Genomic DNA, 14,298 nt, shown 5'->3' with positions numbered 1-14,298 from the left:
TACCCCAAAAAGGATGTAATGCACCCACTACGAGACAGCGCAAAAACCAACACCAAAGGCCGCAATTGCGGCCTTTGGTTCAATGAAGATCACTTGCCTTGTGGAGCAAGCAGCACCAATCAATACGCTGTATTAGCTTTTGAGGCCCTCAATTGAAAAGCCTGCCTCCTCCAGCGTCTGTATCAAGGCATGTGCCTGAGCGTCATCCAAAGCGACCAGCGGGGCACGGACATGGCGCCAACTATCCTCCCCACTCCAGTGGGCAACAGCGGCCTTGAGGGCAGGAATCATCGGGTACTTCTGAAATATTGCACGCAAGTCGTTCATAGCTTGCTGCTTGGCTGGGGCATCGTCTTGCTGCCAGGTTTGGCATAGGTCATGAATGGCAGGCGCATTCACGTTGGCGGTGGCGCTGATGCAGCCTGCGCCGCCAGCACGCAAGGTATCGAGCAAGATGGTTTCGGTTCCTGCAAACACATCAAATCCGTCTGCCGCAAAATGCTTCAGCATGGTTTGGGTATGGGCAATGTCCCCGGTGGAATCTTTCATGCCAGCGATATTTTTGGGATAGGCTTTGAGCAAGCGCTCCACCAGTTCCACACTGAAGCCCACTTGTGCCACTGGCGGAATATGGTAGAGGTAGACGCGCAACGCATCGTCGCCGACTTGTTCAATCAGTTCTGCAAAAAAACGGAAAAGGCCATCATCTGAGACCCCTTTGTAATAAAACGGTGGCAATGCCAACACGCCGCCACATTGGTGCGCCACAGCTTTGCGGGTGAGTTGCACGGCCGTTGGCAAATCGCAGGCCCCTGTGCCTGGCATCATGCGTGCGGGAGCCAGGCCTGCTTCAATCAATGCATCCAGCATCTCCATGCGCTCTTGTGGGCTAAGAGAATTGGCTTCCGAGTTAGTGCCAAATACCGCCAGACCAATATGGTTGTCTTGCAGCCATTGGCACTGGCGAATAAACAGCGGCACGTTGATGGCACCGTTTGAGTGAAAAGGTGTCACAACGGGCGTGAGAACGCCTTTAATGCGTGGTGTAGTCATAGTGTCTCCTTGAATCATTCATTTGCAGCTAAGGGATGGCGAGCACCGGGCGCCCACGCTGCGTGCGGGTGCAAGAGGCAGTCGGGTGAAATCTCATGAACATGGTTGGTGCCCATCATGGCCATGGCGCGGGTCATTTCATCGCGCAGCAGCTGCAACGCCAGCGCTACTGCGGGGGCGCCACCCAGTGCTGCGGCATAAATACAAGGGCGCCCCACAAAAACCAGTTGCGCCCCCAGCGCCAATGCCTTGACCACATCGGTTCCCCGGCGAATGCCACCGTCAAGCATGACTGGCACCTTGCCTGCTTGCTTGACCACATGCGGCAACATGCGCAGCGGTGAAGGGGCACTGTCGAGCTGCCGTCCGCCATGGTTGGACACGATGAGCCCATCGGCTCCATGTGCGCAGGCCAGTTGCGCATCGTCAGGATGCAGGATGCCTTTAATCACCAAACGCCCCGGCCACATGTCACGGATAGCTTGCAAACGCTTCCAGTCATTGCGCCCGCGTTCAGAAAAATCCCGCGTGACGTTTTTCGCCACAATCGCAGCGCCACGGTGGGCATAGTTGTTTTCAAAATGCGGCATGCCATGCTTGACAATGGTGCGCAAAAACGTGCCGAGCAACCAACGCGGGTGCAGCAGCCCCTGCATGGCCAGCCCAACGCTGGGACGCAAGGGCGCACTGAAACCGCTGCGGCGGGCAAATTCCAACTTGGGTTGCGCTTGGGTATCCACCGTGATGACCAGCGTGGAAAAGCCCGCATGCTTGACCCGCTCAATCAAAGCCTGCACTTGCTCCATCTGGCCAGGCAAATATGCCTGAAACCATGTTTGCGGAGACTGCCTGGCCACCTCTTCCATCGCAATCAATGAGGAACCACTCATGATCATGGGCAATCCGTGTGCACTGGCAGCTTGTGCCAACACCAAATCACCCCGATAGGCAGACAGCGCACTCAACCCAACAGGGGCAATGCCAATTGGGGCCCTGAAGGTCTGCCCAAGAAGTTGGGTTTCTGTACTGACTTGACTGACATCGCGAAGCACACGGGTGAGCAAATCAAACTGCTCAAATGCCAAAGCATTGCTGCGCATGGCCTGGCCTGAGTCAGCCGCTGAGGCTATGTAGCCAAACACTGGTGCAGGCAAATGCTGGCGTGCCAATGGCTCCAAGTCCTGCAAGGAAAGAATGTCTTGCCAGCGCCGGCATGGCGCTGAAAGCAAGGTTTGAGGGTTGCTCATAGGCTCACCATGTAAAGCTCTGTTCGGTAAACGTGCTTGTCGGCACCAGCAGGACAACAGCCTTTAATCCGCCTTGATGCCGGCCGCCTCAACAACCTTGCCCAACTGGGTTTCCTGGTCTTTCATATAAGTCACCAATGCAGGGCCGCGCAGCGCATTGATGGTCAAACCTTGTGAGGCAAGAGTGCCTTGCAAAATGCGGTCTTGCAAAGCATCGTCCACAGCCGCGCCGAGTTTCTCGATCACGTCGTCAGGGGTTTGGGCTGGTGCAAACAAAGCAAACCAAGTCTGTGCATCAAAGCCAGGCAGCCCTGCCTCAGCAACAGTTGGCAGCTCAGGCGCAGAGGCCGCACGGCTGTGCCCGCTTACGGCAATACCACGCAACTGGCCGCTTTGGATATAGGGCAGCAACGTTGGCAGATTGCTGAACATCAACGGAACATGGTTGCCAATCAAGTCGGCAATGGCATTGGCCTCCCCTTTGTAGGGCACATGCACCATCTTCACGCCAGCCATGGAGGCAAACAGTTCCGCAGCCAGATGCTGAGGGCCACCTGCACCTGAAGAAGCGTAGATCAGCTCGCCGTTTTCTTTTTTGGCCAGTTCAATCACATCGCCCACCGTTTTGACCGGCAGCGACGGATGCGCCACCAAAGCCAAAGGCACAGAACCGATCAAGGCAATAGGCTTGAGGTCTTGCATGGGCTTCAATTTGAGGTTGGGGTACATCCGTGGTGCGACCACCATCGTGGACTGCGTTGCCACCAGCAAGGTATAACCATCAGGGCGCGCACGCGCGGCGGTTTCCGCTGCGATGGTCCCCGTTGCGCCCGCTTGGTTCTCAATCACAAATGCTTGCCCCAAACGCTTGGATAGTGCCTCTCCAATTTGGCGCGCCACATTGTCGACGGCTCCACCAGCAGAAAAACCCACCATCACACGGACGGCCTGTTTGGGGTAATCGGCGGCGGCATGCACAGGAGCGGCCAGCGCTACGCAGGCGCCTGCCAAAGCGCTGCACAATACCGTGCGCAAGAAACGGAAATGCATTGGTGATGCCATGGTTTGTCTTCCTCTTCATTCAAATAATGGATTGCCACTGCGCTCTGCCACACCACTCAAAGCCAGTTTGTCTGCCCCGCCGCGGTGTCTTGGTCGGTTCTTTTCTTGCACAGGACAGGGCGATTCTGTCTGCGTCAACAAATATCTACAATGGTGCAATTCTTTCTTTGAAGCAAAGTTTTTGTTTGCATTGCAATGCATGCTGGTGTCTTCAAAATAGCGCCTCATTTGCACCCGCATGCGTTGATAAAAATGCCAAAACACCTATGGACACCAGTTTTATCAATAGTTTTGTCATGATTGCCGAGTGCGGTTCGTTGGCCGAGGCATCCCGGCGCAGCGGCCTGACCGCCCCTGCGCTAGCCCAGCGCATCCGTGCGCTGGAGTTGGAGTTTGGTGTGACGCTGTTTGTCCGCTCAGGCCGCACAGTCGCCCTGACTGAATCGGGGCGTCGTTTGCTTGAACAAGCGTACCGATTTCAAGGTGCGGTGCGTGATCTGTATGCCGCCACCGCCGCAGATGGCATTGGAAAAACCTTGCGCCTAGGCACCATCTTCACCGGTTTGAGTGGCTTGGTTCCTCGTATGCTGACCGAGCTGCGCGCACGCCATCCTGAGCTGGAAACCAATGTGGTGCTGGGTATCTCGCAAAACCTCTACCACCAAGTTCTACGCGACGAGCTGGATGTGGCCCTCATCGTCAAACCCCCTTTTGCGTTGCCGAAATCGGTGGAGTGGCGGCAACTGCGACTGGAGCCGTTGGTTGTTTTGGCCCCCACGCCATGGGCCCATGAATCTCCCATGCATTTGCTGCGCACGAAACCCTTGGTGCGCTACGAGCGACAAAATTGGGGCGGCGCGTACGCCAACGCATTCTTGCAAAGTGAAGGGATTGAGCCCGATGCGCGCTATGAGCTCGACTCGCTCGAAGGCATTGCCTTGCTGGTCAGCGAAGGGCTGGGTGTCTCATTAGTACCCAACTGGGCGCGAGTCGGCGGTATGCCCCAAGGGGTAGAAGTGCTGCCCATTGCCTGCCATGGATTTGAGCGCCCTGTCGGGTTGCAGTTCCGACAGGGCTATGCAGGCGGTCACCGCTTGGCTGACTACCTATTAGAAAGAGAAAGTAGCCGCCTTGGTGCAATGCCTAATCGATGAAGGGTTGCACGGCCTCCCCCCATTAACAATCAGGGTTTAGGGTCAACCACAAATTCAAAATGACCAACACCCTCAACCCCACCGGTGACCACATCGCCCGGCTGCAAAGCCCCCACGCCTGCGGGAGTACCGGTGTAAATCAAATCACCAGGGCGCAACTCAACCGATTGAGAAATGTAGGCAATCACGTCAGCGACAGGCCAAATCATTTCATTCAGATCGCCTTCTTGGCGCACTTGCCCGTTGACTTCGAGCCAAACACGTCCTTCACTGGGATGGCCTACCTTATCAACCGGCAGCAACGGACCGCACGGTGCTGACGCGTCAAATCCTTTGGCCCAATCCCATGGGCGACTCATTTTCTTGGCCACGTCTTGCACATCACGGCGGGTCAAGTCAACGCCCACGCCATAGCCCCACACCAAACCCAATGCATCAGCCGCAGCCACGTTACGGCCTGCGCCCCCAATAGCAACCACCATTTCAATTTCATGGTGCAAGTTATCTGTCAATGGTGGGTAAGGCACTGTGCCACTGGCAGGCACCACTGCATCGGCTGGTTTGGAGAAAAAGAACGGTGGCTCACGATTGGGGTCGTTACCCATCTCACGCGCATGTGCGGCATAGTTGCGGCCCACACAAAATACGCGACGAATCGGGAACTGAGCAGAAGAGTCGGCCACGGCTACTGCCGCTTGTGCGGCTGGCGGGATCACGTAATTGGTCATCGTTCTTGAAGAAGTGAGAAGTTGATGGAATCGGCGCCACGCGCCCGCACGCATGTTGTCTGACCATGCGCAAGGTGCGTATTTTGAAATGATTACGCCAAAAAGAAAATCAATTATTATTTTTTGAATCCATCAAAATGATTGATCAATGATTCACGAACTCAAATCCCTGATCGCAGTAACCCAGGAAGGGACCTTTGCCGCAGCCGGACAAAAAATCGGCTTGACCCAAGCGGCGATCAGTGCCCAGATGAAACGCCTTGAGCAAGAGCTCAATCTGGTCTTGTTCGAGCGCCATGGCAGAGCTGCACAACTCACGCCCGCAGGCCACACCGTTGTAATGCAGGCCAAGGAAATCATTGGCCTGTGCCATGAACTAGGAACAGAAAAAACGCCATTGAATGTGCCCCAGCAAACCATTCACTTGGGCGCTATTGCATCGCTGCAGCGCACCACTTTGCCTGCGATACTCGCACACGTCCATCGCCTGCACCCTGGTTGCAAAAGTCGCATTGTTCCGGGTGTTTCGCTGGACTTATACAACATGGTGGACTCAGGTGAATTGGACATGGCGGCCATCATCAAGCCGCCTTTTTCGTTACCGTCTGAATTACGCTGGATCACTCTTGCAAACGAACCATTCGAGCTCATTGCACCGCGATCTATAGCCGAGCAGGACTGGGAAACGTTACTGCGCACGCAACCATTTATCCGCTACGACCGTGTTTCATTTGGTGGCAGACAGGTTGACCGCTTCTTGCGAAAACACAAAATTCACCCCAAAGAGGTTTGTGAACTCGACGAACTCGATGCCATTACAGAGCTGGTCAAACGCCGTGTGGGTGCCGCGCTTGTGCCCAAAACTCTCTCCATCAAACGCTGGCCCAGCAGCATTGTCACCGTTGACTTGGGAGACCAAGTGTTTCATCGTGAAGTCGGCTTGGTCTACCACGCGGCGCAACCCACCTCAGCGGCCATGCAAACTATGCTTGACGTATGGTCCCAATGGGGGCGACAGCATGCATTGAGTAATAGCGATACCAATTTCTAATTCACTCAATTTTTTTGAATATAAGACCCCGACAGCCGCAAGCATTCAATACGTATTCAAGATCGCTGTTATCAGAGGAAGCATTTACAGGCTGCGTCAGAGAACGCTTTACGGGATAATGCCGGGCTTATTGATAAAACCCCACGAGTTGTCCCATGCTTGCCCACGAACTGGAGCTGCTTGCGCCTGCACGCACAGCTGACATTGGCATTGAAGCCATTAACCACGGCGCCGATGCCGTCTATATTGGCGGGCCAGCCTTTGGGGCACGGGCAACTGCAGGCAATGACCTGGCGGATATTGAGCGACTGATCAAGCATGCCCACCGCTACAACGCCCGCATTTTCATCACGCTCAACACCATCTTGCGCGACGATGAACTCGAAGGTGCGCGGCGCATGGCCTGGCAAATTTATGAGGCTGGTGCTGATGCATTGATCGTGCAAGACATGGGATTGCTAGAGTTGGACTTGCCACCAATTCAATTACACGCCAGCACACAAACCGACATCCGTACCCCAGAAAAAGCCCGTTTTCTGCAAGACGTAGGCTTTTCTCAAATCGTGCCTGCACGCGAGTTGACGCTGAAACAAATTGCGGCGATTCGCGATGCGATAGACACCAGTCGCACCACCATTGAATTTTTTGTTCACGGCGCACTGTGCGTGGCTTACAGCGGACAATGTTTTATCAGCCATGCCCATACAGGGCGCAGTGCCAACCGAGGTGACTGCTCGCAAGCGTGCCGCCTGCCCTACCAAGTGCAAGATCACCAAGGCCGTTTCATTGCGTATGACAAGCACGTCTTGTCCATGAAAGACAACAACCAATCTGACAACATGCGTGCGTTGGTCGACGCTGGTGTGCGCAGTTTCAAGATCGAAGGGCGCTACAAAGACATGGGTTATGTGAAAAACATCACCGCCCATTACCGCAAGTTGCTTGATGAGATTTTGCAAGAACGTGAACACAGCGATGCCCCCCTGGCGCGTGCATCAAGTGGCACCACCACGTTCCGCTTTACGCCTGACCCAAACCAAAATTTCAACCGCGAATTCACGGACTACTTTGTTGGTGGCCGCAAGCAAGACATTGGTGCCTTTGATACGCCGAAAAACCCTGGCACGGCCATCGGTTGGGTCACTACTGTGGGTAAAGCCGCCAAGGCAGCCTCAGCAAGCCCACCAAATCACAAACACCGAAGTGCCCATAAAGCCGTAGTAGCCAACGCGCCAAGCGTGAACGACAGCTGGGTTGAGATTCAACTGCAAGATCCGCAAGCAATGCTCTCCAATGGCGATGGCCTGTGCTACTACGACCTGCACAAAGAGCTGGTGGGCATGGCCATTAACCGCGCGGAGCCAGCCCCTAGCGGTCAGCCTGGCTTGTGGCGTGTTTGGCCCAAAGACCCGCTGAGTTCACTCAAGGACTTGCGCAAAGATTTGGAGATCAACCGCAACCGAGACATGAACTGGGTGCGCATGATGGAGCGCCAATCGAGCGAGAGGCGCATCGGTTTATGGGCACAGTTGCACGAAACCAGACCAGGCCAGCTGCAGCTCTTACTCACCGATGAAGATGGCTTCACAGGCTCAGCAGCGGCCGACCATGCACAGCAGATGGCCAACGAACCGGCACAAGCAATCGCCACCATCAGCGCACAGCTCAACCGCTTTGGCACGACCCTATTCCATGCGCTGAATGTGCAGGTGCAATGCCTGCAGCCTTGGTTCTTACCGGCCTCTTTGCTCAACCATTTGCGCCGTGATGCGTTGGCAGACCTGGAGGCCAACCGCGCAGCCAGCTACGAACGCCCTGCGCGGGCGCCTCGCGTAGAACCTCCTGTGCCCTTCCCCGAGGAAACCTTGACCTATTTGGCCAATGTACTGAACCACAAAGCCCACGACTTTTACGTCAAGCATGGCGTCAAAGTGGTTGATGCAGCGTATGAGGCCGATCAGGAGTTGGGCGAAGTCAGCCTGATGATCACAAAGCATTGCGTGCGTTTTTCAATGAGCCTTTGCCCCAAGCAAGCCAAAGGAGTCATTGGGGTCAAAGGCACCATCAAGGCCGAGCCACTGCACCTGATCAATGGCAAGGAGAAACTCACCTTGCGTTTCGATTGCAAACCTTGCGAGATGCATGTGGTCGGAAAAATCAAACCCGGCATACTGCAGCAACAACGCCAAGCGGTCAGTCAATCGATCGCACAAGGCGTGCCCATGCAGTTCTACCGCAAGCGCCCTGCCCACTCCTGACTGGCCAAGAAGTTCGCTGGCACGTAGTGCCCAATACCACGATGCAGCCACCGTCACTCGTGGCGACGCGAGCCTTCTTGTCTGGCCCAAGCCTCGCCAATGGCTTGGGCGCGCATGGCCATGGCATTGACCAATGACGGCAGTCGACGCTCAGGCAGGCGGTTAGACACAGCGGTCACGGCCAACCCGGCCACCACTTCTGCAGCAGGGCTGTAAACCGGCACCGCTAGCGCCCTTGTATATGGCACCACCCCTATCGGGGCAAAAGCATAACCTTTTTGCCTTGTCTGCACGACACGCTCGCGCAACGCATCTGCAGTGATGCCCATATTGCTGAGTTTGCTGGCATTGCGCTCAATGATGTCGTCAACATGCTCATCATCCAAAGCAGCTAACAACACCAAGCCACTGACCCCCACGCCCAAAGGTCGGCGCGCGCCCACCTCAATCGAAAGCACTTTGACCATGAAGCTGCCAAGTTCACGGGCGATACACACGGAATCATCGCCACTGCGAATCGTCAGAAAACTGGTCTCCCCCTCTTTTTCGCTGAGTGTGCGCATCTGCGGCACCGCTACTGAACGGATGGGAAAGCGCGCCGTGCGAGCCATCCCCATCAAGGAAACTTCACTGCCTATCAAATATTTTCGCGAAGAAGGGTCTTGTTCAACGGCACCTTCTTCCATCATGACCTGAAGCAAGCGGTGCACCGTTGCGCGGTTGAATCCAGTGGCCTTGGCCACATCCAGCAAGCGCACACCATGCTCTTGGCCTGCGGCCAGCACGCGCAAAACAGCCAGCGCGCGGCGCACCGATTGCGCACCCTCTTGTTTTTTAGGAAGTAGCTCCATCGGCTATCACACTCTTGTCGGTTTGCTGCATACGGCGCAGCGTCACGATACGCCCAAGCGTTGCGTAATTGGGGCCGCCAATGCGGCAAACGGGATCGAGTTCCATGGTCTCAACCTTGTTGTCACGCACCAATCCATCACGAAAGTGAAAGCGTGTGATTTCACCTACGAAAAACTCCGCCCCCGTTTCACCAAATGGGATCACTTGGTGCAGCTTGCACTCCATGGCCACCGGCGCCTGCTCTAAGCGCGGCACCGCAATAGTGGAGGATGGTGCTGTAGTGAGGCCCAAATCCTCCACCTCACTGACGTGGGGAGGGTATTCCGCACTGCTCTCATGGATCGCATGGAGTTGGTCTGCATTACCAATATGCACCACAAATTCGCCGTTGGCATGGATGTTGGCCCCTGTGTCTTTGTATCGACCGGCTTTACGACCAATGTTGATGCCCAACATCGGAGGCTTATTCGAGACAAAAGTGAAACAAGAAAAAGGGGCCAAATTCACAACCCCATCAGCTGACAGGGACGTGATCCATGCAATGGGACGTGGCACAACCAGTCCGCTGAGCAAGCGGTAGGTTACTTCTGGATTGAGGTCTTTAGGTTCGATTTGCATACGACGATTGTGTCGTCAGGGTCATTTCCCGCGAAAGATTGAAGTTCATATTATGGACTTTTTCTTCAATTAAAGATTGTCCATCCATCGCACAAACACTAAATTTCAGCGTGTACACCCAAGCGCACCAACACTACAACAGTAAGGAGACTTCACCATGCGCAAGCTGTCTTTGATTGCAGCCTCACTCTTCTCAATGGCCCTGCTCAGCCCCGCACTAGCGCAAGAGAGCTGGCCCAATAAACCCATCAAGCTGGTAGTGCCCTACCCACCGGGTGGCAATGTGGACGTTGCGGCCCGCATCATTGGGGACAAACTGCAAGAGCGCCTCAAACAGCCCTTTATTGTGGACAACCGCCCCGGCGCAGGTGGAATGATCGCCGCAGAGTTCGTGAAAAAGGCCGATCCTGATGGCTACACCTTGTTCGTAGGCGCCAATGGCCCGATTTTGTTCTCCCCGACTATCTTCAAAAAAGACTCTTACAACTGGAAAACCGACTTTGCTCCAGTCAGCACCATTACGTTTGCGCCACTGGTACTGCAAGTGCACCCCTCCACGCCCTACCAAACCGTACAGGACTTGCTGACAGAGGCGAAGAAACCAGGCAACACCTTGACCATGGCATCACCCGGTGCTGGTACGCAAAACCACCTGGCTAGCGAATACCTGCAACGCAGCACTGGCAGCCAGTGGATTACGGTGCATTACCGCGGCAATGCACCTGCGACTACTGATTTGATTGGCGGGCAAGTGGACTTCAACTTTGACCAAATGTCCGTGGCGCAACCCTTCATCAAAGATGGGCGCACACGTCCTATCGCCGTGACATCAGCCACACGGCTGCCGCAACTGCCCAACGTGCCAACCCTGGTGGAAGCAGGCTTTACCGACTTCACAGCAGAAACATTCACCGGTGTGATGGCCCCAAAACAAACCCCCACGGACATTGTGCACAAGCTCTCAAGCGAAATGCAGTCCATCCTGGCCGAACCGGCCATCCAAAAACGCTTTGAAGAATTGGGCGTTCAAGCCAAAGGTATGACCCCAGAAGACTTCAACACCTTCTTGAACAAGGAAGACCAGCGCTGGATTCCCGTGATCAAAGAAGCCAATATCAATGCCAATTAACGCGGCAGTGCATGCCTCGTGATGGCGATTCTGACCATTCCCGGCGGCACCCCAGGTCGCCGCCGCTCTTGCCCATCAATACCTATGTCCACATCGACCGCACGCCAATCTATTTATATCGACGGCTTCAACCACAAAAACCCCATTCCCGCAGCTTGCAAATTAGGGCCGCTGCTTGAAAGTGGCAGCGTTCTTGGCGTAGACCCGGCCACAGGCCAAGTGGCCGAAACCATTGAAGCGCAGTGCCGCTTCATGCTGGAAAACATGCGAAAAATCGTCCAGGCTGCGGGCGGTGATGTGGCGCATATCGTCAAAGTCACCGTATGGATGAAAGACCGCAGCCAACGCCCTGCGCTGAACGTGCCATGGCTGGAAATGTTCCCTGACACACAGTCTCGCCCAGCACGCCACGCCATCCATGCGCCCGAGCTGGACATGGGCAAACTCATCGAATGCGTCTTTACTGCCTACATCCCATAACGCCCTCAGTTGCAGCCATTGCGCGTTTTCTGCCTGTTGATTTATTGCCTCCTGCACCATGCCTGACTACCTCCCTTTCGACCCCAATCCTCACGCCCCTAGCTACGCCCTGCCAGCGGGCGCTTGCGACAGCCAATTCCACGTCTTTGGTTCACCTGCACAATACCCTGTGCGCCAAGGCGCAGCCTACGAAATGCCAACGGCAACCTGGCAAGTGGCCCAGAAGTTGCACCAAACGCTAGGCATTTCGCGCGGCGTGATCGTGCAAGCCACCACGTATGGTGCGGACCATCAAGTGGTGCTTGATGCGCTGCAAGCACTCAACACCGGCGCAACACCGTCATACCGAGGCTGCGCGAACGCACTGGTGCTGAAAGAGCGTGACGATGCCTACCTGCAACGCCTGCATGATGCGGGTGTTCGGGGAGCGCGCTTTACACGTGGCGGCTTGGGCATCAGCTTCAGTGCCACCGAAATGAACGAAGCCCTTGCCAAAGTGAAAGCATTGGGTTGGTACATCAAAGTGCAGCCTGAACCCACTGGTATTGCCGAGCAAATGCAGACCTTCTCCAGCTTTGACGGCCCGATCTTGATGGACCACATGGGCCGCATTGATCCCTCCAAAGGTCCCTCAGACGCCACATGGCAAGCCGTGCATCAATTGCTGGAGAAGGACAACCTCTGGGTCATGCTGTCCTTGTCAGAAAAACTCTCCAAAACTGGACAGCCTTGGGATGACGTGGTCCCGTTGGCACAAAGCCTGATCGCCAAAGCACCAGAACGCGTCGTGTGGGGCAGCGATTGGCCCCATCCTATTTCTATCAAACAGCCCCCCAATGAAGGGGATTTGCTGGATTTACTGCGTCGCTTTGCCCCTGATGATGCGACCTTGCACCGCATTCTGGTTGATAACCCTGCTCGCTTTTTTGGCTTCGACACACAAAAGGTCTCCCCATGAAAATTCTCAGTTTCCAATACCAAGGCACGCCTGCCTGGGGCGCTTTGAATGCCGACGGTCAATCCGTAACCGACCTCTCTGCCATGCTGCCGCAGTACCCGACTGCGCTGGCTTGGCTAGAAGCCGGCGCGAAAGCGCACCAAGCCGCCCTAGATGCGCTGTTACAACCTGCGGGCACCGTTGTTGTGCGGCAGTTGAATGAAGTGACGCTTGATATCCCAGTCACACAGCCACGCAAGATTTTTTGTATTGGCGTCAACTACGCCCATCGCAACGCGGAGTACAAAGATGGCAGTAACCTGCCCAAGTACCCCAGCATTTTTGTGCGTTTCCCATCCTCTTTTGTCGGGCATGGTCAAGCGTTGCTGCAACCACCAGAGTCGCAGCAGCTGGACTATGAAGGTGAGATTGCGCTGGTCATTGGCCAAGGTGGTCGACGTATCCCACAAGCCCATGCACTATCACATGTGGCGGCCATTACCTGCGTGAACGAAGGCACTATCCGCGATTGGGTACACCATGCCAAATTCAACGTTACCCAGGGCAAGAACTGGGCGGCCTCTGGCTCCATCGGCCCCTGGATGACCACAGTGGACGAATACACCAAAGGCTTGGACGATTTGCGCGTTCAAACCCGCGTCAATGGTGAACTGCGCCAAGACGACAGCACCACTAATTTGATGTTCGATTTCGCATACTTGATCCATTACCTCTCCACATTCACCGAGCTGGAGCCGGGCGATATCATCGTGACAGGCACCCCAATTGGGGCTGGCATTCGGTTCGATCCACCCAAATTTCTCCAGCCGGGCGATGTGGTTGAAGTTGAGGTGACCGGTGTTGGGGTTTTGAGCAATCGCGTGGAGCAAGAATCATGAGCAGCGTGCACACCACCACACTGAGCGCGCAGCAATGCACCGATGCTGCACATAGCCTCGAACAAGCCGAAAAAACCAAGCGACCTGCACGTCAGATTTCAAAAACCTACCCAGGCATGACGTTGGGCGATGCCTATGCGATTCAAGCAGCATGGATGGCACTGAAGACGCAAAATGGCCATCGCATCAAAGGTCACAAAATTGGTTTGACGTCCAAAGCCATGCAGCGCGCAGTCCAGATCGGCGAGCCTGACTTTGGCGTTTTGTTGGACAGCATGTTCTACCGTGATGGTGGCAGCATTGCAACTGCTGATTTTCTGCAATTGCGGGTGGAAGCAGAATTGGCCTTTGTACTGGCCAAACCGTTGGCAGGGCCAGACTGCACGATTTTTGACGTACTTGATGCCACGGCCTATATCACCCCGGCACTGGAAATTCTGGATGCCCGCTGCGAACGCGTTGACAGCGAGACCGGACGCCCCCGCACCGTGCTCGACACCATTTCAGACAATGCCGCCAATGCCGCGCTGGTATTGGGTGGTCGGCCTTTCACACCAGCACAATTGCAAATTGATATGCGCCGCATCGGTGCCATCGTGAGCAAGAATGGCGACGTTGAAGAAACCGGCTTGGCAGCAGGTGTTCTGAACCATCCAGCCAATGGCATTGCGTGGCTAGCCAATCGCTTACACCAGCATGGCATTACGCTCCAAGCTGGAGAGATCGTACTGGCAGGCTCCTTCATCCGCCCTATTGATGTCAAAGCTGGTGACACCATCGTGGCCGATTACGGCGACTTCGGTACGGTGTCCTGCTACTTTTCGTGAAAT

General features: G+C 55.3%; 15 protein-coding genes. 8 read left to right on the top strand and 7 right to left on the bottom strand.

Translation table 11 applies throughout. The annotated features are described in order from the left end of the window. Positions 1-132 precede the first annotated feature (132 nt). The 3 genes from E9531_RS00420 to E9531_RS00410 form a co-directional block, all read right to left on the bottom strand. Positions 133-1,053 (bottom strand): dihydrodipicolinate synthase family protein, encoded by a 921-nt coding sequence (locus tag E9531_RS00420; protein ID WP_136571768.1) that lies wholly within the window; start codon positions 1,051-1,053, stop codon positions 133-135. A 14-nt stretch (positions 1,054-1,067) separates the two neighbouring features. Continuing rightward, positions 1,068-2,300 carry an alpha-hydroxy acid oxidase gene (locus E9531_RS00415; protein ID WP_136571767.1) on the bottom strand — a complete coding sequence of 411 codons (1,233 nt, stop codon included), beginning with the start codon at positions 2,298-2,300 and terminating at the stop codon, positions 1,068-1,070. A gap of 63 nt (positions 2,301-2,363) precedes the next feature. Continuing rightward, positions 2,364-3,362 (bottom strand): Bug family tripartite tricarboxylate transporter substrate binding protein, encoded by a 999-nt coding sequence (locus E9531_RS00410; RefSeq protein ID WP_244609916.1) that lies wholly within the window; start codon positions 3,360-3,362, stop codon positions 2,364-2,366. A 266-nt stretch (positions 3,363-3,628) separates the two neighbouring features. Here E9531_RS00410 and E9531_RS00405 point away from each other — a divergent pair, with 266 nt between their 5' ends. Next, entirely contained in the window at positions 3,629-4,516 is an 888-nt protein-coding gene (locus E9531_RS00405; protein ID WP_158291685.1) for a LysR family transcriptional regulator, read from the top strand. Between the two features lie 29 nt (positions 4,517-4,545). On the opposite strand, the gene E9531_RS00400 is transcribed toward E9531_RS00405, so the two are convergent. Continuing rightward, positions 4,546-5,244, bottom strand: a complete 699-nt coding sequence (locus tag E9531_RS00400; protein WP_136571765.1) for a fumarylacetoacetate hydrolase family protein — start codon at positions 5,242-5,244, stop codon at positions 4,546-4,548. Positions 5,245-5,392: 148 nt separating this feature from the next. Here E9531_RS00400 and E9531_RS00395 point away from each other — a divergent pair, with 148 nt between their 5' ends. Both E9531_RS00395 and E9531_RS00390 read left to right on the top strand, forming a co-directional pair. Continuing rightward, positions 5,393-6,295 (top strand): LysR family transcriptional regulator, encoded by a 903-nt coding sequence (locus E9531_RS00395; RefSeq protein ID WP_136571764.1) that lies wholly within the window; start codon positions 5,393-5,395, stop codon positions 6,293-6,295. 155 nt (positions 6,296-6,450) lie between these two features. Next, positions 6,451-8,553 carry a peptidase U32 family protein gene (locus E9531_RS00390; RefSeq protein WP_136571763.1) on the top strand — a complete coding sequence of 701 codons (2,103 nt, stop codon included), beginning with the start codon at positions 6,451-6,453 and terminating at the stop codon, positions 8,551-8,553. Positions 8,554-8,606: 53 nt separating this feature from the next. Here the strand turns inward: E9531_RS00390 and E9531_RS00385 are convergent, their stop codons facing one another. Together E9531_RS00385 and E9531_RS00380 are read right to left on the bottom strand one after the other, a co-directional pair. Further along, positions 8,607-9,404 carry an IclR family transcriptional regulator gene (locus E9531_RS00385; protein ID WP_136571762.1) on the bottom strand — a complete coding sequence of 266 codons (798 nt, stop codon included), beginning with the start codon at positions 9,402-9,404 and terminating at the stop codon, positions 8,607-8,609. After that, positions 9,388-10,023: a flavin reductase family protein gene (locus E9531_RS00380; RefSeq protein WP_136571761.1), complete on the bottom strand. Its 636-nt coding sequence runs from the start codon at positions 10,021-10,023 to the stop codon at positions 9,388-9,390. Before E9531_RS00380 ends, E9531_RS00385 begins: the two co-directional genes overlap by 17 nt. Positions 10,024-10,180: 157 nt before the next feature. On the opposite strand from E9531_RS00380, the gene E9531_RS00375 reads away from it, so the two are divergent. Beyond that, positions 10,181-11,152 (top strand): Bug family tripartite tricarboxylate transporter substrate binding protein, encoded by a 972-nt coding sequence (locus E9531_RS00375; RefSeq protein WP_136571760.1) that lies wholly within the window; start codon positions 10,181-10,183, stop codon positions 11,150-11,152. Positions 11,153-11,227: 75 nt separating this feature from the next. Here the strand turns inward: E9531_RS00375 and E9531_RS17950 are convergent, their stop codons facing one another. After that, entirely contained in the window at positions 11,228-11,287 is a 60-nt protein-coding gene (locus E9531_RS17950; protein ID WP_425293551.1) for a hypothetical protein, read from the bottom strand. Between E9531_RS17950 and E9531_RS00370 the strand changes: the two genes are divergently transcribed. Genes E9531_RS00370 through hpaH form a run of 4 tightly spaced genes read left to right on the top strand, consistent with a single transcriptional unit; the run spans position 11,264 to position 14,295 of the window. After that, entirely contained in the window at positions 11,264-11,632 is a 369-nt protein-coding gene (locus E9531_RS00370; RefSeq protein ID WP_425293550.1) for a RidA family protein, read from the top strand. The genes E9531_RS17950 and E9531_RS00370 overlap by 24 nt on opposite strands. A 58-nt stretch (positions 11,633-11,690) precedes the next feature. Beyond that, entirely contained in the window at positions 11,691-12,590 is a 900-nt protein-coding gene (locus E9531_RS00365; RefSeq protein WP_136571758.1) for an amidohydrolase family protein, read from the top strand. Beyond that, positions 12,587-13,468 carry a fumarylacetoacetate hydrolase family protein gene (locus E9531_RS00360; RefSeq protein WP_136571757.1) on the top strand — a complete coding sequence of 294 codons (882 nt, stop codon included), beginning with the start codon at positions 12,587-12,589 and terminating at the stop codon, positions 13,466-13,468. The genes E9531_RS00365 and E9531_RS00360 overlap by 4 nt, the downstream gene beginning before the upstream one ends. Further along, on the top strand, positions 13,465-14,295 hold the full coding sequence (hpaH, locus tag E9531_RS00355; protein WP_136571756.1) for a 2-oxo-hept-4-ene-1,7-dioate hydratase: 831 nt from the start codon (positions 13,465-13,467) through the stop codon (positions 14,293-14,295). The genes E9531_RS00360 and hpaH overlap by 4 nt, the downstream gene beginning before the upstream one ends. Positions 14,296-14,298 lie beyond the last annotated feature (3 nt).

Source organism: Lampropedia puyangensis, assembly GCF_004833285.1.
GTDB lineage: Bacteria > Pseudomonadota > Gammaproteobacteria > Burkholderiales > Burkholderiaceae_C > Lampropedia > Lampropedia puyangensis.
The sequence above is the reverse complement of the archived record's forward strand: the minus strand, read 5'-3'. Positions and strand labels throughout refer to the sequence as shown.